A 23,287-nucleotide genomic window follows, 5' to 3' on the forward strand; every position below is an offset into this window, starting at 1 on the left:
GGCTTAGATCCTCAGCGGCCAGACACCGAGTTGCGTCAAGCAATTGGCCGGGGTCAGGGCTGGTCCGCTCGGAGGATCGGGCATGCCGCTCCAGCGCGTGATTTCCCAATTCTCAGCACCGGGCAGCCGCTGCAATTTGAAATCGTGAGGCTGGTCGTCAAGGGGGTCCTTGGCGCGCGCATCTCTGTTAGCTCCGATCCAGGATAACGACCAAGTGACCGAAAATTCTTTCCCGTCCGGCCTCGTCAGCGTTCCGCGATATTCGTGAGTTCCGAACGGGACGATTCCCACGACTTGGGATGGTCGCTCGCCTGTCTGCCGACCGTCGCGCTTAACGTACCCCGTCATGATACGGAAGCGATAGTCGGCGCATTTGCGAACGGCGATGGCGCGTGTCTGCCGCGCGCAGTCCTCTCCTGTCGTGCACGTGCCGTTCGGTAGCATCGAATACCGCGTCCAATCCGATCCTCTGGTCACAAAGCTCTTCTGATTCGCCCATTCCGCGTCATGCGCGAAGGGCGGCGCGTATCGAGTACGGATCAGCCATGAGATCTTCTCATCGGACATGGCGGCAATGACCTTGCGCCAGTTTTCACGGTCGCGAGCGAGTTGAGGAAACTTGTCGAGGTCCGCAGAATATTCGGCGTAGGCTTGCCAATAGCGGCGAAAGGTTCTGCTTTCGCCGGTATGGATGTTCGTGGACGAACATGATCCGGCCATGACAGCGAGCAGGCCGATCCGAGCGGCCAATGCCACCAATGAACCTGCCGAAGCTCTTAAGCGATACACGATGCCTCGGTGCTCTCGGGCGGCGGCAGTGTTTCCAAGTAAAGTACATCGTCGGCGATACGCCATTGCAACGACGCCTCAGGTGTCCAGCCTAGCCCGGCAATCAACCTCTCGGGCAAGGTTATCTCGCCTTTATCGCCCATGGTCACCGTGTAAGACATAGGCCGATCATCATCGCTGCGGCGAAGCCGGTCAACCTGCCTCGCGTCAAGATTCGTCCAAGTCCCGCGCCACCTCGGGCTTGCGCAGCAGTGTATCGATGCGGGTGCCCTCGTCGAAGCTGTCGTCCGCCAGGAACTTCAGCTTGGCCGCGAATTTGGTGCGGACGCGCGCGGCGACCTCGCGCTGGAGATAGGCGGTGTTGGTGCGCAGCGCCTTCAGCACGGCTTCCTCGTCCTCGCCGAGCAGCGGCTTCACAAAGGCGGTCGCGTGGCGCAGGTCGGGGGACATGCGCACCTCGGTGACGGAGACCATGTGTTTGGCGAGCGTATCGTCATGGACGTCGCCGCGCGCCAGGATCTCGGACAGGATGTGGCGGACCTGTTCGCCCACGCGCAATGCGCGGACGGAGCGTTCGGGGGTGTCTTGCTTCATGGCTGGTTTTCCGCTTGCGACGTATCGGGCCGGCGCCCTGCCGCTTCGCAACTTTCCCCTCCCGCCGAAGCGGGAGGGGAAAGCGCGCTACAGCGTGCGTTCGCGCAGTTCGACCTCGAAGGTTTCGAGGAAGTCGCCCGGCTTGATGTCGATGTAATTGCTCGAGAAGGTCACGCCGCATTCCAGGCCGGCGCGTACTTCGGGAACGTCGTCCTTGAAGCGGCGCAAGGAGGCGATCTCGCCGTTGAAGACGATCACGTCGTTGCGGGTGATGCGGGCTTTCAGCGCCTTGCGGATCGCGCCGTCGACCACGAGGAGCCCCGCGGCCTTGCCATGCTTGCCCGCCGAGAAGACCTCGCGGATCTCGGCGCGGCCGACCACCGTCTCGAACGCCTCGGGGCCGAGCTGCCCGGCCATGCCCGCGCGGATCTCGTCGGTCAGGTCGTAGATCACGTCGTAATATTTGAGCGCGACCTTGGACCGTTCGGCGATCTCGCGCGCCTTGGCGTTGGCGCGGACGTTGAAGCCGATGATCGGCGCCCCGCTGGCGGCGGCGAGCGTCACGTCGGATTCGGTGATGCCGCCGACCCCCGAATGGAGGATGCGCGCGCGGATCAGGTCGGTCGAGATCTTGTTGATCGACTGGACGATCGCCTCGACGGTCCCCTGCGTGTCCGCCTTGACAACCAGCGGATATTCGATCGCCTGGGCGGACTTGAGCGCGGAGAACATCGATTCCAGGCTGGCGGGCGCCGAGGTGGTGCGCTTCTGGGTCAGCACGCCGCGACGATATTCCGCGACCTCGCGGGCGCGCGCCTCGTTCTCGACCACCTGAAGCGGATCGCCCGCCGAGGGCACGCCGGAGAGACCCAGCACCTCGACCGGCATGGCGGGACCGGCTTCCTTGATCTGGCGACCCTTGTCGTCGACCAGCGCGCGGACCTTGCCCGATTCGGCGCCGATGACGAAGATGTCGCCGACCCTGAGCGTACCGCGGTTGACGAGCACGGTCGCGACGGGACCGCGGCCCTTGTCGAGCTTGGCCTCGATCACCGTGCCCTCGGCGGGGCGGTCGGGGTTGGCGCGCAGTTCGAGCAGTTCGGCCTGAAGCTGGATCTTCTCGATCAGCTGATCGAGCCCGGTCTTCTTGAGCGCGGAGACCTCGACGTCCTGCGTGTCGCCGCCCAGTTCCTCGACCACGACCTCATGTTCGAGCAGGCGCTCGCGGACGCGCTGGGCGTTGGCCTCGTATTTGTCGATCTTGTTGATCGCCACGATCATCGGCTTGCCGGCCGCGCGGGTGTGGTTGATCGCCTCGATCGTCTGCGGCATCAGCCCGTCATCGGCCGCGACCGTCAGGACGACGATGTCGGTCACGTCGGCGCCGCGCATCCGCATCTGGGTGAAGGCCTCATGCCCCGGCGTATCGAGGAAGGTGATCTTCGACTTGTCCTTCATCTGCACCTGATAGGCGCCGATATGCTGGGTGATCCCGCCCGCCTCGCCGCGCACCACGTCGGTGCCGCGCAGCGCGTCGAGGAGCGAGGTCTTGCCGTGATCGACATGGCCCATGATCGTGACCACGGGCGGCCGGGGCCGGAGGTCCTCGGGCGCATCGGCTTCGGAGTCGATCGCGAGGTCGATGTCCGAATCGGACACGCGCACGATGTTGTGGCCGAATTCGGTGACCAGCAGCTCGGCGGTGTCCTGGTCGATCAGCTGGTTCATCGTGACGGGCGAGCCCATCTTGAACAAGGTCTTGATCAGGTCCGCGCCTTTTTCGGCCATGCGGTTGGCGAGTTCCTGAACGGTGATCGCCTCGGGCACCTGGACGTCGCGCACCTGCTTGGGTTGCGCGTCGCGCGGACCGAAATGGCGCTTCTCCTTTTCACGCGCGCGCTTGAGCGCGGCGAGCGAGCGCGAGCGCGCGCCGTCGTCGCCGAGCGCGCGCGTGACGGTGAGCTTGCCCGAGGTGCGGCGGTCGTCGCCCTTGCGGTCGCGCTGGGTCGGACGGGCGGGCACCGCGTTGCGCGGGGTGGCCTGGCCGGCCGGCAGCGCGCGCGCGCCGGTGGTCGTGCCGGCGGCACGCGTCGCGGGCGTCTCCTCGGCGACGGGCGCCTCGACGGGCTTGGGCGGGGGCGGCGGGCGTTCGGGACGCGCGACGGGCGAGAAGCGACGCGGGGCCGGCATGGCCGGATCGCGCGCGAGTTCGACGATCGGGGGCGGCGCGGGCGGCGCGGGCGGCACGACGGGCTGCGGCGCGGGCCGCGCCTCGACGGCACGGGCGACCTCGGGCTCCGGGCGCGGGGCCGCGACGGGCTCGGGTGCCGGCGCGGCGGCGACAGGTTCCGGGGCGGGCGGCGGGGTCGGCTCGGCGACGGGTACGGGTTCCGGCGCGGGCGGCGCGGCTCGCGCTTCGGCCTCGGCGCGGGCGCGCTCCTCGGCACGGGCGCGCTCCTCGTCGGCGGCGCGCTGGCGATCGGCTTCCTGACGACGGCGCGCTTCCTCGAGAATGGCCGAGCGGTCCTCGGCGGCCTCGCGAAGCATCCGAGCCTGGCGTTCCTGCGCGGTCTCGTTCGACGGCGCGGCGCGGGCGGGCACTGGAGCGGGCGCGGGCGTCTGCACCTCGACGGGCGCGGGTGCGGCCTCGACCTCGGGCGCCGCGTCGGGCGCGGTCTCGCCGGGGCGCACGAACCGGCGCTTCTTCGTCTCCACGATCACCGTGTTGGAGCGGCCGTGGCTGAAACTCTGCTTCACCTTGCCGGTCTCGACGGTGCGGCGCAGCCCCAGGGGCGCGCGCATGCCGAGCTTCGGCTTCTCGTTGTCGGTGTCGCTCACTCGAATTCCTCAGTTATTCGCGGCCGAAGGCACGCCCGAAGCCGGGAGCGCCGATGCGCCCTGCGAGGCCGTTTCGCAAGGTGCCACAAGGGAGTCAGGGCCGATGTAATGCAGCCAGCGGTCGAGCGCTTCGCCCACCCGCTTCGCCGCAGCGCGGTCGGTCAGACCGATATGTACAACATTCTCGCGCCCGAGCGCCATCGACAATATGGTGCGGGGAAAAGGCAGAACCAACCCCTTGAGGTCCGATCCCTCGCGGTCCGACCCGACGCGCCAGCCTTGCGCCAGCTTGCGCATCCCGTCGTCGCGCGCATCGGCGGCGTGATAAAGCGCGCGGAGCTGCCCGCCGCGCGCCGCGCCCTCGATCTTGTCGGACCCCGTGATGAGCGTGCCGCTCTTGGCCTCGAGCCCTAGCCTGTCCATCGCGTTGCGTTCCAGCGCATCGGCGATGCGCCCGGGCAGGTCAGCGTCGACGGTGAAGTCACCGCCCTTGAACGCGCGCGCCAGCGCGCCGCGCAGCCGGCCCTTGACGAGCGCGGCCTCCAGCTCGGCGCGGGTGACGCCGATCCACGCGCCCCGGCCCGGCGCCTTGGCGCGCACGTCGGGATGGACCTGGCCGTCGGGGCCGAGCGCGAGGCGGACCAGGCTGTCCCGCCCCGCCCGCTCGCCCGCCAGGATGCAGCGGCGGACGGGGCCGTCCGCCGCCTGCCCCGGGCCGTCCGCTGCTAGTCGCGGGGTGTCATTGTCCGGAGTCCGCATGCGCGTCCTCCTCGGTCGTGGCGGGCGCGGCGGGCGTAGCGTCGTCCGCCGGCTCGTCCTCGAACCAGTGCGCGCGGGCGGCCATGATGATCTCGTTGCCCTGCTCGTCCGACAATCCGTACTGGGCCAGGATGCCGCCCTTGTGCTCGGGACGCTTGGGCGCGTCCTCGTTGCGGCGGCGCGGCTCGACGCGCTTCTTCTCGACCAGCTCGTCGGTGGCGAGGTCGGCCAGGTCGTCGAGCGTCTTGATCCCCGCCTTGCCGAGCGTGACGAGCATCGCCTCGGTCAGATGCGGCATCCCGGCGAGCGCGTCCTCGACGCCCAAAGCGATGCGCTCGTCGCGAGCGGCCTGTTCGCGGCGGTCGAGCGCTTCCTGCGCGCGGCTCTGGAGCTCCTGCGCCAGATCCTCGTCAAAGCCCTCGATCGCGGCGAGCTCCTCGATCTCGACATAGGCCACCTCCTCCAGCTGGCCGAAGCCTTCCGCGACAAGGAGCTGGGCGAGCGTCTCGTCGACGTCGAGCTCGCCCTGGAACAGCTCGGTATTCTGGGTGAATTCGCGCTGGCGCTTCTCCGAGGCGTCGGCCTCGGTCATGATGTCGATCGCCTTGGCGGTGAGCTGCGACGCGAGGCGGACGTTCTGGCCGCGACGGCCGATGGCGAGCGACAGCTGATCGTCGGGGACGACCACCTCGATCCGCTCCTCCTCCTCGTCGATCAGCACGCGGCTGACGCTGGCGGGCTGGAGCGCGTTGACGACGAAGGTGGCGATGTCGGGCGACCAGGGAATGATGTCGATCTTCTCGCCCTGCATCTCCTGAACGACCGCCTGGACGCGGCTGCCCTTCATGCCGACGCAGGCGCCGACGGGATCGATCGACGAGTCGCGGCTGATCACGCCGATCTTGGCGCGCGAACCGGGATCGCGGGCGGCGGCCATGATGGTGATGATGCCGTCGTAGATTTCGGGCACTTCCTGCGCGAACAGCTTTTTCATGAAGTCGGGATGCGCGCGGCTGAGGAAGATCTGGGGACCGCGGACCTCGGGCGAGACCTTGAGGATGAGCGCGCGGATGCGGTCGTTGACGCGCACCACCTCGCGCGGGATCTGCGCGTCGCGGCGGATCACGCCCTCCGCGCGGCCCAGGTCGACGACGACATGGCCGAACTCGACGCGCTTGACGACGCCGGTGATGATCTCGCCCTGGCGGTCCTTGAACTCCTCATATTGGCGCGCGCGCTCGGCGTCGCGGACCTTCTGGAAGATGATCTGCTTGGACGCCTGGGCCTGGATGCGGCCGAATTCGATCGGGGGCAGCGGATCGACGAGATAGTCGCCGACGACGGCGCCCGCCTGCAGCTTCTGCGCGCCCGCGACATCGACCTGCTTGTAGATGTCGTCGACCAGCTCGACCACCTCGACGACGCGCCACAGGCGCAGGTCGCCGGTGGTGGAGTCCAGCTTGGCGCGGATCTCCATCTCGGCGCCGTAGCGGTTCTTGGCGGCGCGCTGGATCGCGTCCTCCATCGCCTCGATCACGATGGCGCGGTCGATCATCTTCTCGGTGGCGACCGAATTGGCAATCGCGATCAGTTCCGCGCGGTTCGCGGTGGCACTGGCGGGGGCGCCGGAATTAGCTGGGGCGGCCATTATGCTTGTTCCTCTTCTTCCCGCGGCTCTTCGTCCGCGTCCGGTTCGAATTCGTCGGCCCCCTCGATCGACAGGGGCCTGGTGGCGGCGATGAGCCGGTCGGTGAGCAGCAGCTTGGCGTCGGCGACCTGGGCGAAGCCGATCGTCATGGGGCCGTGCTTCTTCACGTCGATCGTGATCCGGTCGCCCTCGACCCCGACCAGGTCGCCGGTCAGCTGCTTGCGGCCGTCGACCGGCGCGTCGAGATGGATGCGCGCCTCGTGCCCGGCCCAGTCGGTAAAATCGTTCAACCGGGTGAGCGGGCGATCGATGCCGGGGCTCGACACCTCCAGCCGATAGGCTTCCTCGATCGGGTCGCGGCCCTCGGCCTCCAGCGCGTCGAGCCGGTCGGAGATGCGGCGCGACAGGTCGGCGCAATCGTCGATGGTCAGCTGGCGCGTGTCGGGGCGTTCCGCCATCACCTGCAGGGTCGGGTCCGACTTGCCGCCGATCATGCGCACGCGCACCAGCGCGAAGCCTAGCGACTGGGCTTCGGGTTCGATCAGCCGGTGGAGATGGGCGAGGTCGGTCAAGCGGGTGGTCCGGATGCGGGTGGGCGCCGCCGCGGAGCGAGCCCCGCAGCCTCTTCACCGCTGACGATGTCGAGAAAGCTCTCGCGATATACGGCGAAGCGGCCCGCCGGGCAAGGGTGCATCCTTCGGGCGGCTCCACGCGTTGGCGGGTTGACCCAGATCAGGAGTATGATCCCCGATGCGCCGTTCCCTGTTCGCCGCCATTCCCTTCGTGCTGATCGCCTGTTCGGGGCCCGCCGAATCGCAACGGGCGGGCGGGCAGGCGGCCGGCCGGCCCTTCACCGCCACCCCGGTCGCCGATTTCGACGCGCCCTGGGCCATGACGTTCCTGGCCGACGGGCGGATGCTGGTGACCGAAAAGGACGGGCGGCTGCTGCTCGTCGCGGCCGACGGCAAGTCGCGCATGACGGTGGCGGGTACGCCCGCGGTCGACGACGCGGGGCAGGGCGGGCTGATGGACGTCGTCCTCGCGCCCGATTTCGCCCGGTCGAACCGGGTATATTTCAGCTATTCCACCGGTGGGCCGGGCGGCAAGGGCGTGGTGCTGGCGCGCGGGCGGCTGGCGGCGATCGGCACGACCGCGCGGCTGGACGGCGTCGAGACCTTGTTCACCGCGCGGCCCTTCGTGGAGGGGGACGGCCATTATTCGGGGCGCATCGCCTTCGCCCCCGACGGCCGGCACCTGTTCTTCACCAATGGCGAGCGGCAGCAATTCACCCCCGCGCAGGACCCCAAGGCCACGCTGGGCAAGGTGCTCAGGCTGACGCTCGACGGCAAGCCCGCGCCGGGCAACCCGCTCGCGGCGAAAGGTTTCGCGCCCGAGGTGTGGAGCTATGGCCATCGCAACCTGCTCGGCATCGCCTTCGACGCGCAGGGCAATCTGTGGGAGCAGGAAATGGGTCCCAAGGGCGGTGACGAGCTCAACCTGATCCTGCCGGGCCGCAATTACGGCTATCCGCTGGTGTCGGACGGCGACCATTATGATGGACGCCCGATCCCCGACCATGCCACGCGCCCCGATCTGGAGCGGTACAAGGTCAACTGGACGCCCGTCATCTCGCCGGGCGGGCTGATGATCTATTCGGGGTCGCTGTTCCCGCAATGGCGCGGCGACGCCTTCATCGGCGGGCTGTCGTCCAAGGCGCTGGTGCGCGTCGACCTGAACGGGACGAACGCGGCCAAGGGCGATCAGTGGGACATGGGCGCGCGCATCCGCGAGGTCGAGCAGGGCCCCGACGGCGCGATCTGGGTGCTGGAGGATGGCGGGCGCGGGTCGGCGGGCCGGCTGCTGAAGCTGACGCCGACCGCGGCGCGGTGAGCGGGCGCCGGCGCCTCGCCCTGGCGGCACTGGCCCTGACCATGCCCCTGACCTTGGCGGGGTGCGGCGGTGACGAGGGCGCGGCGCCCGATCCGGTGTCGACGCCGGGGCCGACCCCCTCGCCCAGTCCGTCGCCGAGCCCCTCGCCCAGCGGCACGCCGTCGCCGACCCCCGTCACCGGCGCGGTGACGCGTACCGTTGTGGCGACGTTCGGCAATCCCTGGGCGATGGTGTTCCTCCCCGACGGACGGCTGCTCGTGACCGAGCGCGGCGGGCGGTTGCGCGTGGTGACCACCGCCGGGCAGATATCGGCGCCCGTAAGCGGGGTGCCCGCCGTGGCGACGCAGGGGCAGGGCGGGCTGCTCGACGTGGTGCTCGACCCGGATTTCGCCGCCAATCGCCGCGTCTATCTGAGCTTCGCCGAAGCCGGGACGGGCGGCGCGGCTGGCGGTGGCGCCCGGCACACTGACGCTGGACGCGGCCGGCGGCGTGCTCGGCGGCGTCGAGGTGATCTGGCGGCAGGGGCCCAAGGTCGTCGACGACCGGCATTATGGCGGGCGCATGGCCTTTTCGCCCGACGGCCTGTTGTTCGTGACGGCGGGCGAGCGGCACCAGGGCGCCCCGGCGCAGGATCCGGGAGGCACGCTCGGCAAGATCGTGCGGATCAACCCGGACGGGACGATCCCGGCGGGCGGACCGTTCGCCGGGACGGCGGGCGCCCGCGCGGAGATATGGTCGCTGGGCCATCGCAACCCGTACGGCCTAGTCTTCGCCGGCGACGGGCGCCTGTTCGAGAGCGAGATGGGGCCGGAAGGCGGCGACGAGTTCAACCTGGTCGAACGCGGGCGCAATTACGGGTGGCGCGTGGTGTCGGAAGGCGATGACGGCGAGGTGCTGCCACGCCATACGACCCGCCCCGACTTCGCGGCGCCGCTGTTCAGCTGGACCCCGGTGATCGCGCCGGGCGGGATGATCCAATACACCGGCACGCGCTTTGCCGGGTGGAACGGCGATTTCGTGCTGGCCGGGCTGACCGCGCAGGCGATCGTCCGGGTGCGCGTGTCGGGCGCCACCGCGACCGAAGCGGCGCGCATCCCGCTCGGCGCGCGCATCCGCGAGGTGGAGCAGGGGCCCGACGGCGCGATCTGGGTGCTGGAGGATGGCGGCGCGGGACGGCTGGTCCGGCTTGATCCGGCTTAGGGAGGGGAGATCATAGTCGGCAATGGCGGCTCTCGCTTCAAACTCGGACGCTTATGCGGTCGGGAGAACCCGCTAAAACTCGACTCGCCTTTACGATCCTGGGACGGCGAAAACTTTCCCAAATATCGAAGCCATGGGAGTTGCAGAAACGTGTCGGGGAAGAACAAGGTAAAAAAGCCGAAGCCGCCTTTCGAGGAGGGTGAATTGACCGAGCGTATCGCGGAAGCGTTTTGCCGGGCGGTCGCTGTTCCCACGTTTAAAGAGTATCGAATTGGTCTTACCGACCTTTCAATAAAGCAAGAAGCATTTGTTAAATGCTGGATCGAGGAGGCGCTGCGTTATGCGCATAGTCCATCTGGTAATCAGATAGCGCGTGCGAAATTCGAAGAGGAAAGGAAGTCGCAGTTGCACCTGTCACTTACATCCGCACAGCAGCGAGAGTTGGTTCGCGTCTTTGATGAGCCTTTTCCCGACGATCGGATAGCCCGTAGAACACGAAAGCGGATACCCCATGCAACATTTCGAGTTCTTCACGCTGCTGGACTGGTATCCACAACACAAACCGTCACCGAGGTAGGCAGTCGCGTTGCTCTTAACATAAAACGGCTGCAGGTGCAGAGCAAATCAGATTAGCCTATCGGGAGATCGAGACCTCGTGCGTCGCGTGAACAGGGGAGCTCCTGGCCGTCTGCGATTACCGCCATGATCAGGTGGTCTCTCGCGTCCCAAGCCGAGGCCGGCAGCTCCAGCCATCTCAGGCTGGAGCTGCCGGTCTGCAAACCACCACTTCCCGCCGCTCCATGCACGACCTTCCCCATCTACGGCCGGACGAGCAGGTAGTTCATCCGCGCGGAGGCGATCGGGCGGGTGGGGTCGTCCTGCCAGGCGGTCGCCTCGACATTGGCGACGCGGCCGCCCAGCCGGGTGACGCGGCCGGCGGCGCGGGTGGGCTTGTCGCGGCCGCCGCGCATGAAGTCGACCGTGACGCCCACCGGCTTGATCCGGCCGCCGCCTTCCTCGCGCAACGCATGGGTCAGCGCGGCGATGGCGGCCATTTCCAGCAGCCCCGAAATCGCGCCGCCGTGGAGGAAGCCGGGTCGGCCGACCACATCGTCGGTGAAGGGCATGACCAGCACCGGGGCGCCATCCGCGTCGTCCGATCCGGGCTCGACCACGATCCCGAGCACATCGGCATAGGGGGGCAGCGTCATGGCTGGGCGTCCAGGGTCATGTAGGTGCCCGCGACATGCGCGATCGGGTCGTCGGGATCACCGTCATGCGCCTGCCCGCGCACGAACGCGATGGCGCGGGTGAGGCGATAGCATTCGCCGCGCCCGATCACGGTGCGGCCCGGCGTCGCGGGGCGGAGATAGTCGATGCGCAGGTCGAGCGTCGCGTGCGGCACGAAGGCGCCCCGCTTCGCCCAGGCCGACAGGCTGGTCGCCATGTCCATCAGCGTGATGATCGGCCCCGAGGCGAGCACCCCGCGCTCGACATCGCCGACCAGGTCGAGCGCATAGGGGAGGGCGAGTTCGGCCCAGTCGGGGCCGTGATCGTGATAGCCGATCCCCAGGCGGCCTCCATGGCCGCCGAAGCGGTGCGAGGCGAAGGCGCGTACGTCGAAGCTCATCCGCTCGGGCTCTAGCGGGTGGCGGGGCGAGAGCAACCGCCGCGATTGCGGGCGCTCCGCCCTGCGTCTACCAACGCCCCCGAGGAGAGCGGAATGACCGATCGCGTGACCATCGCCGTGGCGGACGGTATCGCCGATGTGCGGCTGAACCGGGCCGACAAGATGAACGCGCTGGACCCCGCCATGTTCGACGGGATCGTGGCGGCGATCGACCGGCTGGCGGGAATGGACGCGGTGCGCGTCGCGGTGCTGTCGGGCGAGGGGCGGGCTTTCTGCGCGGGGCTCGACATGGCGAGCATGACGGGCGGGTCGGGGCTCGACCTGGTGGACCGCGATTGGGGCGTGGCGAACAAGGCGCAGCAGGTGAGCTGGGGCTGGCGGACGCTGCCCATGCCGGTGATCGCGGCGGTCCACGGCGTCGCGTTCGGCGGCGGTTTCCAGATCATGTCGGGGGCGGACATCCGCATCGCCGCGCCGGCGACGCGCTTCGCGATCCGGGAAAGCCATTGGGGGCTGGTGCCCGACATGGCCGGCGTCGCGCTGTGGCGCACGCTGGCGCGCGACGACGTATTGCGCGAGCTGACCTATACGGGCCGCGAGTTCGACGGCGCGGAGGCGGCGCGGCTGGGCTTCGTGACGCGGGTCGCGGACGACCCGCTTGGCGAGGCGTTCGCGCTGGCGCGGGCGATCGCGGCGCGCAACCCCCATGCGACGCGCGGGGCCAAGCGGCTCTACAATCTCGCGGCGGACGGCGACGCGGCGGCGGTGCTGGAGGCGGAGACGGTCGAGCAACTCGCGGTCATCCGCAAACCCAACCAGGTCGAGCAGGTGCGCGCCAACATGGAGAAGCGCGCGGCGGTGTTCGAGGACTGAGTTCTCGCCGTCGATCGGGACGAAGTCGGGGTCGCGCGGAGGCGCGGAGAGATCGCGCGAGGCAGCTTTATCCTGATCGTTTCAGCGGTCCGTATCTTTGTTCACGTCGGTTCCGTCGAAGGCCGCCGACGCGGCGGGCCGCCCTCTTCGCGCCTCCGCGTCCTCGCGTGAACTTGTCTGCCGTTCGACGAACTTACCGCGGTCGGCCCTCGCGGACCCTGAACTCCATGAGCCGTTGCTTGAAAAGGTCGGGCAGGCCGCCCCCCGCCTCGTCCTTGTCCATGACGATCACCACGTCGCAGGTGGCGATGGGGCGGCCCTCCTGGAACATGCAGGCCAGGATCGCCCAGCTGCGCCCGCCGATGTCGCCGATGCCAGTCGCGATCTCGACATCCTCCGGGTAGCTGCCCTCGGCGAGATAGTTGATCTCCATCTGCGCGACGACCGCGCGCCGGCCGCTGAAGCGCTTGCCCCAGAGCTCGGCTTCGCGATTGAACTTGGTGCGCGCGGTCTCGAACAGCGCGGCGAAGGCGACGTTGTTGAGGTGGCCGAGCACGTCCATGTCCTGGAAGCGCGTCTGGATCGGCCCGCTATGGGGGTAGGCGGCGGGGTCTAGGCGCCAGGGGGCGGGACGGGGCAAGGACTTCCTCTCAAGCGTGGGTTGCCGACTCGGGAGTAAATCCCGAGTCGTCGGACGCGGCAGGGCCGCGCCGGCCGGCCTTGGGCGAGTCTTGCGCCGAGGCGACACAAACCCGCCCTGCGGCTTACCGCGGCGCCATCCGAATGGCACCATCCAACCGCACGTCCTCGCCGTTGAAATAGCCGTTCTCGATCATCGTCAGCGCGAGATGGGCATATTCGGCGGGGATGCCGAGCCGCTTGGGGAAGGGCACCGACGCCGCGAGCGCGTCCTTCACCGGCTGGGGGGCGCCGTTCATCAGCGGGGTCTCGAAGATGCCGGGCAGGATGCAGTTCACGCGGATGCCCTCGCCCATCAGGTCGCGCGCGATGGGGAGGGTCATGCCGACCACGCCGCCCTTGGACGCGGAATAAGCGGCCTGGCCCATCTGGCCGTCCTCCGCCGCGACGCTCGCGGTGTTGACGATCGCGCCGCGTTCGCCGCCCCCGTTTTCAGTATCGATCGGGTCGAGCGTGAGCATTCCCGCCGCCGATTTGGCGATGCAGCGGAAGGTGCCGACCAGGTTGATCTGGATGATCCAGTTGAACGCGTCGAGCGGGAAATGCTTGATCGAGCCGTCCTCCTTGGAGCGGCTCGCGGTCTTGATCGCGTTGCCCGTGCCCGCGCAGTTGACGAGCACCCGCTCCTGGCCATGCGCCTGTCGCGCGCGGGCGAAGCCGGCGTCGACGCTCTCGTCGGAGGTGACGTTCACCTCGCAGAAGATGCCGCCGATGTCCGCCGCGACCGCCTCGCCCTTTTCGCGCTGCAGGTCGAAGATGGCGACCTTGGCGCCCTTGGCGGCGAGCGCGCGGGCGGTGGCCTCGCCGAGCCCCGACGCGCCGCCGGTGACGACGGCGGCGACATTGTTGTCGATGACCATTCCGGTATTCCTCGCGTGAAAGTCAGAGCCGCTCGACGATGGTGACGTTGGCGATGCCGCCGCCTTCGCACATCGTCTGGAGGCCGTAGCGCAGCCCGCGCTTGTGGAGCGCGTGGACAAGGGTCGCCATCAGCTTGGTCCCCGACGCGCCGAGCGGATGGCCGAGCGCGATGGCGCCGCCGTTGACGTTCAGTTTGGCCGGATCGGCGCCGACATGCTTCATCCAGGCCAGCGGCACGGAGGCGAAGGCCTCGTTCACCTCGTACAGGTCGATCTCGTCGATGCGCATGCCCGCGCGCTTCAATGCCTTGTCGGTCGCGAATAGCGGCTCTTCCAGCATGATGACCGGATCGCCGGCGGTGACGGTGAGGTTGTGGACGCGCGCCAGCGGCGTCAGCCCGTGCTCCTTGAGCGCGCGCTCCGACACGACGAGCACGGCCGAGGCACCGTCGCAGATCTGGCTGGCATTGGCGGCGGAGATGACGCCGCCTTCCTTGAGGAGCTTGACCGCGCCGATCGACTCCATGGTGGAATCGGCGCGGATGCCCTCGTCACGGTCGTGGATGATCATGCCCTCGGGCGTCTCGATCTCGAGCCCGACGATCTCGTCCCGGAAGTCGCCGCGTGTCGTGGCGGCGGCGGCGCGGCGGTGCGACTCGAGCGCATAGGCGTCGAGCTGTTCGCGGTCGAAGCCATGCTTCTTCGCGATCATCTCGGCGCCCATGAACTGGCTGAACTCGATGTCGGGATAGCGTTCGTGCTGGCGCGGCGACTTGGCGCGGCCGAGCCCGGCCTCGCGGAAGAGCATGCCGGTCGATCCCATGGGCACGCGCGTCATCGATTCGACGCCCGCCGCGATCACCACGTCCTGGGTGCCCGACATCACCGCTTGGGCGGCGAACTGGATCGCCTGTTGCGACGATCCGCACTGGCGGTCGATCGTGACGGCGGGAACGCTTTCGGGCAGCTTGGACGACAGCACGGCATTGCGGCCGATCTGAAAGCTCTGCTCGCCGCCCTGGCTGACGCAGCCCATGATGACGTCCTCGACCGCGGCCGGGTCCATCCCCGTGCGGTCGACGATCGCATTGAGCACCGCGCCCGCCATGTCGCTGGGGTGCCAGCCCGCGAGCCGGCCGCCGCGACGGCCACCGGCGGTGCGTACCGCCTCGACGATATATGCTTCGGCCATGAACCCGCTCCGTAACAGTTGTTATCCCGCCCCGTTTCGCGCAGATCGGCGCGAACGGCAAGGGGTGAGGATATGCAGCTTTCGGAAGCGGTCGCGGCGCGGCGGTCGGTGCGCGGGTTCCTGGACCAGGCGGTCCCGCTGGCGATGCTGCGCGACCTGGCGCTGAAGGCGGCGCGGGCGGCGACGGGGGGCAATCTGCAACCCTGGCATGTCGACATCGTCCAGGGCGGGGCGATGGCGCGGCTGAAGGCGATCATGGCCGACACGCTGGCGAGCGGGCGGCTGGAGCAGGCGGCATACGACATCTATCCGCGCGAGCTGGGCGGCGCGTATCGCGACCGGCGCTTCGCGGTGGGCGAGGCCATGTATGGGCACATCGGCATCCCGCGCGGCGACAAGACGGCGCGGCTGCGCTGGTTCGCGCGCAATTTCCAGTTCTTCGGGGCGCCGGCCGCGTGGTTCGTCACGGTCGACCGGGGGATGGGACCGCCGCAATGGGCGGACCTGGGCATGTACCTGCAGAACCTGATGCTGCTGAGCGTCGAGGCGGGGCTGGCGACCTGCCCGCAGGAATGCTGGGCCATGTATCCCGACACGGTGACCGCGTTCCTGGGCACGCCGGCCGAGCGGATGCTGTTCTGCGGGGTGGCCGTCGGCCATGAGGACCCGGACGAGCCCGCCAACCGCCTTCGCAGCGAGCGGGCCCCCGAGGCGGAGTGGCTGACGGTGGTCGCCTAGATCAGAAGGTCGAGCCCTGGGGCTTGGTGTCCTCGATCGCGGTGAGGATCATGCGTTCCCAGACCGCGACGTCGCCGGCGGCCGCCATGCGGGCATCGGGTTCGCGCAGCGTGCGGAGCACGGCGGCGGCATCGGGGAGATATTCGCGCCAGACCTGTTCGACCTGGGGGCTGGCCGATTCCTCGGTCCCCTCGGCGTTGATGCTGATGCGCTGGCCGGCGAGGACGCGGGCGATGCGTTCGGCGACGGGTCGGTTGCTGACGTCCATGGGGGTCCCTCTTTTCGGTTCAGGAGAGGAACCCCCAAGCGCGCACTTTTATCCCTGCGCGCTCGGACGGGCGCCCCCGGGACGACTGCCACCGCTGCGGCCGTTGCCGCCGCCGCTGCGCGAGGGACGGCCGTACTGGCGCGACTGGGCGCTGGGCACGGGCGAGTGGGTGGCGCGGGGACGGGCGGGCGGGCGCTGGCCGCGCTGACGCTCGTCGCGCGGCGCCGGATCGGCGCCGATCGCCTTGACGCGCTCGGCCTTGATGCGGTTGGCCTGGGCGAGGAAATCCTCCGGCAGCGCGACGACCGCCACCTTCTGGCGGGTCAGCTTCTCGATGTCGCGCAAGTAAGGCCGCTCGTCCTCGGCGCAAAAGGCGATGGCGATGCCCGACTTGCCCGCGCGGGCGGTACGGCCGATGCGGTGGACATATTGCTCGGCGACGTTGGGCAGCTCGAAATTCACCACATGGCTGACCCCCGACACGTCGATGCCGCGCGCGGCGATGTCGGTGGCGACGAGGATCTTGACGCGGCCGTCCTTGAACTCGGCCAGGGCGCGCTCGCGCTGGGGCTGCGACTTGTTGCCGTGAATGGCATTGGACGCGATGCCGTTGCCCGCCAGCAGCTTCACGACGCGGTCCGCGCCGTGCTTGGTGCGGGTGAAGACGAGCGCGCGCTCGACCGCCGGATCGGCGAGGGTGAGCGTCAGCAGCGCCTGCTTTTCCGCCTGGTTGACGAAAGTCACCGACTGGTCGACGCGCTCGGCGGTGGTCGCCGCGGGCTTGATCGACACGGTGACCGGATCGCGCAGGAACTGGTCGGCCAGCTCGCGGATCGCGGCGGGCATCGTGGCCGAGAAGAACAGGGTCTGACGCGCCTTGGGCAGCATCCGGGCGATCTTGCGGAGCGCGTGGATGAAGCCGAGGTCGAGCATCTGGTCGGCCTCGTCCAGGACGAGGATCTCGACCATGGTCAGGTTGACGAAACGCTGCTCGACCAGGTCGAGGAGGCGGCCCGGCGTGGCGACGAGGATGTCGACGCCCCGGCTCATGTCCTGGCGGTTCTTGTTGATCGAGGTGCCGCCGAAGACGGTGGCGACCGCCATCTTGGAGAATTGGCCGTAGCCGCGCGCGGACTCGGCGATCTGCGAGGCGAGCTCGCGGGTGGGCGCGAGGACGAGCATCCGGCAATGATAAGGCAGGACGCGCTTGGGCTCGGCGACGAGGCGCTGGATCGAGGGCAGCACGAAGGCCGCCGTCTTGCCGGTGCCGGTCTGGGCGATGCCGAGCAGGTCGCGGCCCTCGAGCAGGGTCGGAATCGACTGCGCCTGGATGGGCGTGGGGGTGGTGTAGTTGCGCGCGGCGAGCGCGCGAACGAGGGGCTCGGCCAGGCCGAGTTGCTGAAAGTTCATTGGAATGGCACTCATAGGAACGGCCGTCATGCGTCGGACGCACGGGCGGCGGGGGTTGGTGACGCCCCGCGTGATTTGGGAAGCCTGAAGCAACGACCGAGGCGGAGCCTGGACAAGCGAACTCGTCCGATCACGCTGCATTACGCCTCGATGGGCAGCGATATGCCCCGGAACCGCTAGAAAGTCAAGGTCCGCGCCCGCAGCCAGCGCGCGCCCATCTCGCTGTCGAGCGCGGGCGGATCGAACCGGTCGAGCCCCGAGCCGGGATAGAAGGTCATCTCGCCGAAACGCGGGCCACCCGGCAGGTCGTAGAGATCGACCCGGACGAAATCGAAACCGGTGCTCAGCGACTCGGCGGCGGCGATCATCGAGGAGAGCGAGGCGGGGCAGGGCGGATCGGCGTCGGCGGTCCGGGTGGAGACGCGGCGCCAGTCGCGGTCGAACACGATCCAACGGTGATCGCCCGCCCGGTCGAGATGGACCTGAACATATTCGACCCGCCCGCCGAACGCGAAGAGCTTGTAGTCGACGGGCAGCGCCGGGCCGGGGCCCGCGAATGCCTCGACCAGCAGCCCGAGCGGGATGCGGGTGTAGAGCCATTCGTCGAGCCACAACCCATAGGGTCGCCGCATCCAGCGATGCGCCTCCTCGCGGATCGTCGCCCAGTCGTCGCCGTCCCGCACGACGCGCACCTGCTTGCAGCCATGGCGCGACTTGAGCACGAAGGGGCGCGGCCAGGGCGCCTCGTCGGGCAGCACCGTTCCCGACCACAAAGTGGGGGTTATCCAATGGTCGCCGAGCCGGTCGGCGACCAGCGCCTTGGCGCGTACCTTGTCGGCGAGCGGGGGCATGCGCAGATCGCGGTCGTGGAGCTTGCGATGCTGGACCAGCTCGGTGAACAGGGTCGGGTCGTTCAGGTCGGGCAGCCGGCGGTGGCGCCAGATATAGCAGAGCCGGACGCGCAGCCGTTCCAGCGCGCGTGCCGGGTCGATCGCGGCGCCCGGCGACCGCGCGGCGTCGAACGGACGCGTGCTCACGCGATCAGCAGTCCCGCGAGCGCGGCCGACATCAGGTTGGCGAGCGACCCGGCCGCGAGCGCGCGCAGGCCGAGCCGGGCGATGGTGGGCCGCTGATTGGGCGCCAGCCCGCCCGTCACCGCCATCTGGATGGCGATGGAGGAGAAATTGGCGAAGCCGCACAGCGCAAAGGTGATGACCGCGACCGTGCGGGGGGAGAGCTGCCCCGCCTGGGCGCCGAGCGAGATATAGGCCACGAACTCGTTCAGCACGATCTTCTGCCCGAACAGGCCGCCAGCGATCCCCGCCTCGTTCCAGGGGACGTTGAGGAGGAACATGACCGGCGCGAAGACATAGCCGAGCAGCCCCTGGAAGCTGAGCTGGGGATAGCCGAACAGCCCGCCGACCGCGCCCAGCAGCCCGTTGGCGAGCGCGACCAAGGCGACAAAGGCGAGCACCATCGCGCCGACCGCGACCGCAAGCTTCACCCCGGTCTGCGCGCCTTGCGCGGCGGCCATGATGATATTGGCGGGCTTTTCCTCGTCGAGCACGGCGTCGGGCAGGACGACGGTCGCGTCCCGTGCCGTCGGACCGGCTGCGCCGGCCATACGCGACGACGTCGAACCGACCGCGCCGGCTTCGCCGACGCCGCCGGTCGGCCGATCAGGCATGATTATCTTCGCCATCAATATCCCGCCGGGCGCGGCCATGAAGCTGGCCGCCAGCAGATACTCGATGCGGATGCCCATGGATGCATAGGCGGCGAGAATCGTCCCCGCCACGCCCGCCATGCCGCTGGTCATGACGGTGAAGAGCTGGGGCGGGGTGAGCCCCGCCAGATAGGGGCGGATGACGAGCGGCGATTCGCTCTGCCCGACGAAGATGTTGGCGGCCGCGCAGAGCGATTCGACCTTGGAGACGCCGATCACGCGTTCGATCGCGCCGCCGATCCAGCGTACCACGAACTGCATGATGCCCAGATGATAGAGGATCGACACCAGGCTGGCGAAGAAGATGATGACGGGGAGCGCGGCGATGGCGAAGCTGTTGCCGCCGATGGCGGGCGAGGCGAGCGGACCGAACAGGAAATCGGTCCCGGCCTTGGCATAGCCGAGCAGCGCCGAGACCCCCGCCGAGGCGGTCGACAGCGCAGTCACGCCCCAGGGGACGTAGAGCACGAGCACCGCGATCGCGACCTGAAGCGCGAAGGCCGCGCCGACGACGCGCAGGGAGATCGCGCGGCGATCGGTGGACAGGAGAAAGGCCAGCGCGAGGATCACGGCGATGCCGGCCACGCCGATCAGTAAGCGGGTCACCGGGTCGCGGCCCGACTTTGACGACCTTTACACGAAACGCGCAATGAACTTACCCCGCCCTGAAACATCGTTGCTCGATCGGCGCATCCGACGGAGCGCGGCGTGGCCGTTATGGCGGAGCGCACGCGTGTAGGACAGTCCCTTCGAAGGGGCATTTCCGGGCGGATCGGTTCAAGCGATGGCGCAAAGGAAAAGAAGGGGATTCACGCGGAGGCGCGGAGGCGCGGAGAAGAAGTGCCGCTCGCGATCCGACGGCCGCCGCGCCAGCGGCAGGCATCGACGGACAGGCACGATCATGAAAAGCCGCTTACGCGGCGGGCCGGCCTCCTCCGCGTCTCCGTGCCGTCGCGTGAACCACCTTCCGCCGCCGCGGCGCCTCCGCTAGCAATCTGCGATGCACGCCGAATCTCCATCCATCCCCCCGTCCCTTTTCGCCTTCTCGATCTTCTACGGGGGAATGGTGTGCATCGCGGGGGTGCTGGGGAACAAGCAGGTCGCGCTGGGGCCGCTCGCCGTGGAGGCGGGGATCTTCGCATTCCTGCTGCTCGTCGTGGTGTCGAGCGCGGTGGCCGAGCTGCACGGGTCGACCGTCGCCAACCGGCTGGTGCGGATCGGTTTCGTGCCGCTGATCGTGTCGATCCTGTTGTCGGTGGTGGTGCTGGCGGTGCCGGCCGCGCCCGACATGGACCCGGCGCGGGCGGACGCGTTCGCGCTGATGATGAGCGGAACGCCGCGCATCTGGGCGGGGGGCATCGTCGCCTATGGCATATCGCAGACGTTGAACGTCACGATCTTCTCCGCGCTCAAGGGCCGCGAGGGCGGGCGTTTGCTGTGGCTGCGCGCGGGGGTGGCGAGCGTGCTGAGCCAGATCGTCGACACGCTGCTGTTCGTGTCGATCGCGTTCTACGGGGTGTTTCCGATCGGCCAGCTCCTGCTGGGGCAGATGCTGGCCAAGGTGGTGCTGTCGGCGCTGCTGGTGCCGCCGCTCATCTATCTGTTCGTGGCGCTGGGGCGCAGGCTGGACCGGGGGCCGGACCGGGCGTGAGGCAATATCTGGACCTGATGGCCCGCGTGCTCGACCACGGAGTCGAGACCGCCGACCGGACCGGGGTGGGAACGCTGTCGGTGTTCGGCCACCAGATGCGCTTCGACCTGTCCGCCGGCTTTCCGGTGCTGACGACCAAGAAGCTGCACCTGCGATCGATCATCGTCGAGCTTCTATGGTTTCTGCGCGGCGACACCAATGTGCGATGGCTGCAGGAGAACCGCGTCGCGATCTGGGACGAATGGGCCGACGCGAACGGCGATCTGGGCCCCGTTTACGGCAAGCAATGGCGCGACTGGGAGACCGCCGACGGGCGCCATGTCGACCAGATCGCCGAGCTGGTCGCGCTGATCCGGCGCGATCCGGCGTCGCGGCGGCAGATCGTGACGGCGTGGAACCCCGGCGAGCTGGGCGCGATGGCGCTGTCGCCCTGCCATTGCCTGTTCCAGACGCATGTCGCCAACGGCCGGCTGTCGATGCAGCTTTATCAGCGGTCGGCGGACATATTCCTGGGGGTGCCGTTCAACATCGCCTCCTATGCGCTGCTGGCGCATATGCTGGCGCAGCAATGCGGGCTGGAGGTGGGGGAATTCGTGTGGACGGGCGGCGATTGCCACCTGTACCTGAACCATCTCGACCAGGCGCGGCTCCAGCTGGGGCGGGAGCCGGGGCCGCTGCCGCGGCTGGAGATCGCGCGCCGCCCCGACGCGATCGACGGCTATGCCTTGGAGGATTTCGTGCTCCACGGTTATGAGGCGCAGCCGCATATCAAGGCGGCGGTGGCGGTCTGACCGCGCCGGTTCAGGAAGCGTTCAGCGCGTCGACTACACTTGTTTCCGTAACGAACTGGACGGGAGCGAGCGTGATGGAGGACGTGATGCGGCTGATCGTGACGGCGGTGCTGGCGGCGATGCTGATGGGGCTGGCCGAGCGGACGACCCTGGACGAGCGCGGCCTGCGGATCGCCGCCGTGCCGAGCGCGACGGCGGCGGTCTGAGGCGTTGGGCGAGATCGTCTTCCATGTCGCGCGCGCCGACAATGGCGTGATCGGGCGGGACGGCGGGCTGCCCTGGCGGCTGCCGGCGGACCTGAGGCGGTTCAAGGCGCTGACGATGGGACGCCCGATGATCATGGGGCGGCGGACCTTCGAGAGTTTCCCCGCGCCTTTGCCCGGACGGCGCCACATCGTGCTGACGCGCGACCGGGGTTGGGCGGCCGCGGGCGCGGAGGTGGCGCATTCGGTCGAGGACGCGCTGGCGCTGGTGGGGGGCGACGCGTCGGTGATCGGCGGGGCGGAGATATTCGCGCTCTTCCTGCCCCGCGCGACGCGCGTGGAACTGACCAAGGTTCACGCCGCGCCCGAGGGCGACACCGTGATGCCGGGGTTCGACGGGTGGCGCGAGGTGGCGCGGGAGGATCATGCCGCGGAGGGGGAGCGGCCGGCGCATAGTTTCGTGACGTTGGTGCGGTGACCTGTCTCCTCTCCCTTTCCAGGGAGGGGAGACAGGGAGGAAGGTAGCTTTTATACCCGCCCCATGCAGCGCCTGGACGGGGGGCTGGCTGTCCCGGCCCATCTCGCGGGCGGGATCGTCGCGCTCGGCAATTTCGACGGCTTTCATCTTGGGCACCAGGCGGTGGTCGGGCGGGCGGTGGCGCGCGCGCGGGGCGAGGGGCGGCCGGCGCTGGTCGCGACCTTCGATCCGCATCCCCGACGGTATTTCCAGCCGGATGCGCCGCCCTTTCGCCTGACCACGCTCGACCAGCGCGAGCGCTTGTTCGCCGCGGCGGGGGCGGACGCGATGGTGGTGTTCCGCTTCGACGACGCGCTCGCCTCGCTCGATGCGGGGGCGTTCGTGGACGAGCGGCTGGTCGGGGGGCTCCGGGTCGCCGGGGTGGTAACGGGGGAGGATTTCACTTTCGGGGCCAAGCGGTCGGGGAATGTCGACGTGCTGCGCGCGCTGGGCGCGGCGGCGGGCTTCGCGGTCGAGACGGTGGGGCCGGTGCTGCTCGACGGGGCGCCGGTATCGTCGAGCCGCATCCGCGACGCGCTGAAAGGCGGCCGGCCCGAGATCGCGGCGGGGCTGCTGACGCGGCCCTTCGCGGTCGAGGGCGCGGTCGCGCATGGCGACAAGGTGGGGCGGACGATCGGCTATCCGACCGCGAACATCGACCTGGGCCGGTATCTCCGGCCCGCTTACGGCATCTATGCGGTGCGCGGGCGGCTGGCGGATGGGCGCGTGCTCGACGGGGCGGCGAATCTGGGGGTCCGGCCGATGTTCGACCCGCCCAAGGAGCTGCTGGAGGCCTATTTCTTCGACTTCGCGGCGGATCTGTACGGGCAGATGGTCGAGGTGGAGCTCCACGCCTTTCTTCGGCCCGAGGGGCGGTTCGACGGGCTGGACGCGATGGTCGCCCAAATGGACGCGGATTGCCGGGCGGCGCGCGCGATCCTGCGCCCGTGACCCTATTTCCGTTCGTCCTGAGTAGCCGCTGAGCGTAGTCGAAGCGGCGTATCGAAGGAC

The 23,287-nt window shown here is 69.0% G+C and carries 24 protein-coding genes and 1 pseudogene; 10 read left to right on the plus strand and 15 right to left on the minus strand.

Annotated features, from left to right (window positions below; translation table 11 throughout):
- Positions 1 to 3: 3 nt before the first annotated feature.
- The 6 genes from VF592_RS04960 to rimP form a co-directional block, all read right to left on the minus strand.
- Positions 4 to 756 (minus strand): hypothetical protein, encoded by a 753-nt coding sequence (locus VF592_RS04960; protein WP_331004506.1) that lies wholly within the window; start codon positions 754 to 756, stop codon positions 4 to 6.
- 240 nt (positions 757 to 996) lie between these two features.
- Positions 997 to 1,383 (minus strand): 30S ribosome-binding factor RbfA, encoded by a 387-nt coding sequence (rbfA, locus tag VF592_RS04965; protein ID WP_331004507.1) that lies wholly within the window; start codon positions 1,381 to 1,383, stop codon positions 997 to 999.
- An 87-nt stretch (positions 1,384 to 1,470) separates the two neighbouring features.
- Positions 1,471 to 4,221: a translation initiation factor IF-2 gene (gene infB / locus VF592_RS04970; protein WP_331004508.1), complete on the minus strand. Its 2,751-nt coding sequence runs from the start codon at positions 4,219 to 4,221 to the stop codon at positions 1,471 to 1,473.
- Between the two features lie 9 nt (positions 4,222 to 4,230).
- Entirely contained in the window at positions 4,231 to 4,980 is a 750-nt protein-coding gene (locus VF592_RS04975) for a DUF448 domain-containing protein (protein ID WP_331004509.1), read from the minus strand.
- Positions 4,961 to 6,628: a transcription termination factor NusA gene (nusA, locus tag VF592_RS04980; RefSeq protein WP_331004510.1), complete on the minus strand. Its 1,668-nt coding sequence runs from the start codon at positions 6,626 to 6,628 to the stop codon at positions 4,961 to 4,963. Before nusA ends, VF592_RS04975 begins: the two co-directional genes overlap by 20 nt.
- Positions 6,628 to 7,200: a ribosome maturation protein RimP gene (gene rimP, locus VF592_RS04985; protein ID WP_331004511.1), complete on the minus strand. Its 573-nt coding sequence runs from the start codon at positions 7,198 to 7,200 to the stop codon at positions 6,628 to 6,630. The genes nusA and rimP overlap by 1 nt, the downstream gene beginning before the upstream one ends.
- A gap of 178 nt (positions 7,201 to 7,378) precedes the next feature.
- Here rimP and VF592_RS04990 point away from each other — a divergent pair, with 178 nt between their 5' ends.
- From VF592_RS04990 to VF592_RS05000, 3 genes and pseudogenes are all read left to right on the plus strand, one after another.
- Complete coding sequence (locus tag VF592_RS04990; RefSeq protein WP_331004512.1) at positions 7,379 to 8,518, plus strand: PQQ-dependent sugar dehydrogenase; 1,140 nt, start codon at positions 7,379 to 7,381, stop codon at positions 8,516 to 8,518.
- Positions 8,519 to 8,745: 227 nt separating this feature from the next.
- Positions 8,746 to 9,718, plus strand: a pseudogene (locus VF592_RS04995) (PQQ-dependent sugar dehydrogenase).
- Positions 9,719 to 9,868: 150 nt separating this feature from the next.
- Positions 9,869 to 10,351, plus strand: a complete 483-nt coding sequence (locus VF592_RS05000) for a hypothetical protein (protein WP_331004513.1) — start codon at positions 9,869 to 9,871, stop codon at positions 10,349 to 10,351.
- Positions 10,352 to 10,536: 185 nt separating this feature from the next.
- On the opposite strand, the gene VF592_RS05005 is transcribed toward VF592_RS05000, so the two are convergent.
- Complete coding sequence (locus VF592_RS05005; RefSeq protein ID WP_331004514.1) at positions 10,537 to 10,929, minus strand: PaaI family thioesterase; 393 nt, start codon at positions 10,927 to 10,929, stop codon at positions 10,537 to 10,539.
- Positions 10,926 to 11,348 (minus strand): PaaI family thioesterase, encoded by a 423-nt coding sequence (locus tag VF592_RS05010; RefSeq protein WP_331004515.1) that lies wholly within the window; start codon positions 11,346 to 11,348, stop codon positions 10,926 to 10,928. Before VF592_RS05010 ends, VF592_RS05005 begins: the two co-directional genes overlap by 4 nt.
- Before the next feature lie 93 nt (positions 11,349 to 11,441).
- On the opposite strand from VF592_RS05010, the gene VF592_RS05015 reads away from it, so the two are divergent.
- A complete protein-coding gene (locus tag VF592_RS05015; protein ID WP_331004516.1) occupies positions 11,442 to 12,221 on the plus strand; it encodes a crotonase/enoyl-CoA hydratase family protein in 780 nt (259 codons plus the stop codon).
- A 193-nt stretch (positions 12,222 to 12,414) separates the two neighbouring features.
- Here VF592_RS05015 and VF592_RS05020 read toward each other — a convergent pair whose 3' ends face one another.
- The 3 genes from VF592_RS05020 to VF592_RS05030 form a co-directional block, all read right to left on the minus strand.
- Positions 12,415 to 12,861 carry an acyl-CoA thioesterase gene (locus tag VF592_RS05020; protein WP_331004517.1) on the minus strand — a complete coding sequence of 149 codons (447 nt, stop codon included), beginning with the start codon at positions 12,859 to 12,861 and terminating at the stop codon, positions 12,415 to 12,417.
- A gap of 124 nt (positions 12,862 to 12,985) precedes the next feature.
- Positions 12,986 to 13,780 carry an SDR family NAD(P)-dependent oxidoreductase gene (locus tag VF592_RS05025; protein ID WP_331004518.1) on the minus strand — a complete coding sequence of 265 codons (795 nt, stop codon included), beginning with the start codon at positions 13,778 to 13,780 and terminating at the stop codon, positions 12,986 to 12,988.
- Positions 13,781 to 13,802: 22 nt separating this feature from the next.
- Positions 13,803 to 14,972 (minus strand): acetyl-CoA C-acetyltransferase, encoded by a 1,170-nt coding sequence (locus tag VF592_RS05030; protein WP_331004519.1) that lies wholly within the window; start codon positions 14,970 to 14,972, stop codon positions 13,803 to 13,805.
- A gap of 72 nt (positions 14,973 to 15,044) precedes the next feature.
- On the opposite strand from VF592_RS05030, the gene VF592_RS05035 reads away from it, so the two are divergent.
- Complete coding sequence (locus tag VF592_RS05035; protein ID WP_331004520.1) at positions 15,045 to 15,710, plus strand: nitroreductase; 666 nt, start codon at positions 15,045 to 15,047, stop codon at positions 15,708 to 15,710.
- 1 nt (position 15,711) lies between these two features.
- Here VF592_RS05035 and VF592_RS05040 read toward each other — a convergent pair whose 3' ends face one another.
- The 4 genes from VF592_RS05040 to VF592_RS05055 all read right to left on the minus strand — a co-directional run bounded on the left by VF592_RS05040 (position 15,712) and on the right by VF592_RS05055 (position 19,720).
- Complete coding sequence (locus VF592_RS05040) at positions 15,712 to 15,978, minus strand: hypothetical protein (RefSeq protein WP_331004521.1); 267 nt, start codon at positions 15,976 to 15,978, stop codon at positions 15,712 to 15,714.
- A 48-nt stretch (positions 15,979 to 16,026) separates the two neighbouring features.
- Complete coding sequence (locus tag VF592_RS05045) at positions 16,027 to 17,388, minus strand: DEAD/DEAH box helicase (protein WP_331004522.1); 1,362 nt, start codon at positions 17,386 to 17,388, stop codon at positions 16,027 to 16,029.
- A gap of 176 nt (positions 17,389 to 17,564) precedes the next feature.
- Complete coding sequence (locus tag VF592_RS05050) at positions 17,565 to 18,425, minus strand: ATP-grasp fold amidoligase family protein (RefSeq protein ID WP_331004523.1); 861 nt, start codon at positions 18,423 to 18,425, stop codon at positions 17,565 to 17,567.
- Positions 18,422 to 19,720, minus strand: coding sequence for a NupC/NupG family nucleoside CNT transporter (locus tag VF592_RS05055; RefSeq protein WP_331004524.1), 1,299 nt, complete (start codon positions 19,718 to 19,720; stop codon positions 18,422 to 18,424). The genes VF592_RS05050 and VF592_RS05055 overlap by 4 nt, the downstream gene beginning before the upstream one ends.
- 394 nt (positions 19,721 to 20,114) lie before the next feature.
- On the opposite strand from VF592_RS05055, the gene VF592_RS05060 reads away from it, so the two are divergent.
- The 5 genes from VF592_RS05060 to VF592_RS05080 all read left to right on the plus strand — a co-directional run bounded on the left by VF592_RS05060 (position 20,115) and on the right by VF592_RS05080 (position 23,227).
- The gene (locus VF592_RS05060) at positions 20,115 to 20,765 is read left to right on the plus strand and encodes a queuosine precursor transporter (RefSeq protein WP_331004525.1); all 651 of its coding nucleotides are present in this window, start codon (positions 20,115 to 20,117) and stop codon (positions 20,763 to 20,765) included.
- A complete protein-coding gene (locus VF592_RS05065) occupies positions 20,762 to 21,556 on the plus strand; it encodes a thymidylate synthase (RefSeq protein ID WP_331004526.1) in 795 nt (264 codons plus the stop codon). Before VF592_RS05060 ends, VF592_RS05065 begins: the two co-directional genes overlap by 4 nt.
- Positions 21,557 to 21,630: 74 nt before the next feature.
- Positions 21,631 to 21,762 carry a hypothetical protein gene (locus tag VF592_RS05070; protein ID WP_331004527.1) on the plus strand — a complete coding sequence of 44 codons (132 nt, stop codon included), beginning with the start codon at positions 21,631 to 21,633 and terminating at the stop codon, positions 21,760 to 21,762.
- Positions 21,763 to 21,766: 4 nt separating this feature from the next.
- Positions 21,767 to 22,237: a dihydrofolate reductase gene (locus tag VF592_RS05075; protein ID WP_331004528.1), complete on the plus strand. Its 471-nt coding sequence runs from the start codon at positions 21,767 to 21,769 to the stop codon at positions 22,235 to 22,237.
- A gap of 63 nt (positions 22,238 to 22,300) precedes the next feature.
- The gene (locus VF592_RS05080; protein ID WP_331004529.1) at positions 22,301 to 23,227 is read left to right on the plus strand and encodes a bifunctional riboflavin kinase/FAD synthetase; all 927 of its coding nucleotides are present in this window, start codon (positions 22,301 to 22,303) and stop codon (positions 23,225 to 23,227) included.
- Positions 23,228 to 23,287: the final 60 nt, after the last annotated feature.

Source organism: Sphingomonas sp., assembly GCF_036388435.1.
In the GTDB taxonomy this organism is placed as follows: domain Bacteria; phylum Pseudomonadota; class Alphaproteobacteria; order Sphingomonadales; family Sphingomonadaceae; genus Sphingomonas.

Bases quoted from the DNA above. Each gene is read 5' to 3' on its own strand.
- rbfA (WP_331004507.1), bottom strand. From the start codon at position 1,383: ATGAAGCAAGACACCCCCGAACGCTCCGTCCGCGCATTGCGCGTGGGC.
- VF592_RS04975 (WP_331004509.1), bottom strand. From the start codon at position 4,980: ATGCGGACTCCGGACAATGACACCCCGCGACTAGCAGCGGACGGCCCG.
- nusA (WP_331004510.1), bottom strand. From the start codon at position 6,628: ATGGCCGCCCCAGCTAATTCCGGCGCCCCCGCCAGTGCCACCGCGAAC.
- VF592_RS04990 (WP_331004512.1), top strand. From the start codon at position 7,379: ATGCGCCGTTCCCTGTTCGCCGCCATTCCCTTCGTGCTGATCGCCTGT.
- VF592_RS05005 (WP_331004514.1), bottom strand. From the start codon at position 10,929: ATGACGCTGCCCCCCTATGCCGATGTGCTCGGGATCGTGGTCGAGCCC.
- VF592_RS05010 (WP_331004515.1), bottom strand. From the start codon at position 11,348: ATGAGCTTCGACGTACGCGCCTTCGCCTCGCACCGCTTCGGCGGCCAT.
- VF592_RS05015 (WP_331004516.1), top strand. From the start codon at position 11,442: ATGACCGATCGCGTGACCATCGCCGTGGCGGACGGTATCGCCGATGTG.
- VF592_RS05025 (WP_331004518.1), bottom strand. From the start codon at position 13,780: ATGGTCATCGACAACAATGTCGCCGCCGTCGTCACCGGCGGCGCGTCG.
- VF592_RS05030 (WP_331004519.1), bottom strand. From the start codon at position 14,972: ATGGCCGAAGCATATATCGTCGAGGCGGTACGCACCGCCGGTGGCCGT.
- VF592_RS05035 (WP_331004520.1), top strand. From the start codon at position 15,045: ATGCAGCTTTCGGAAGCGGTCGCGGCGCGGCGGTCGGTGCGCGGGTTC.
- VF592_RS05040 (WP_331004521.1), bottom strand. From the start codon at position 15,978: ATGGACGTCAGCAACCGACCCGTCGCCGAACGCATCGCCCGCGTCCTC.
- VF592_RS05045 (WP_331004522.1), bottom strand. From the start codon at position 17,388: ATGAACTTTCAGCAACTCGGCCTGGCCGAGCCCCTCGTTCGCGCGCTC.
- VF592_RS05060 (WP_331004525.1), top strand. From the start codon at position 20,115: ATGCACGCCGAATCTCCATCCATCCCCCCGTCCCTTTTCGCCTTCTCG.
- VF592_RS05070 (WP_331004527.1), top strand. From the start codon at position 21,631: ATGGAGGACGTGATGCGGCTGATCGTGACGGCGGTGCTGGCGGCGATG.
- VF592_RS05080 (WP_331004529.1), top strand. From the start codon at position 22,301: ATGCAGCGCCTGGACGGGGGGCTGGCTGTCCCGGCCCATCTCGCGGGC.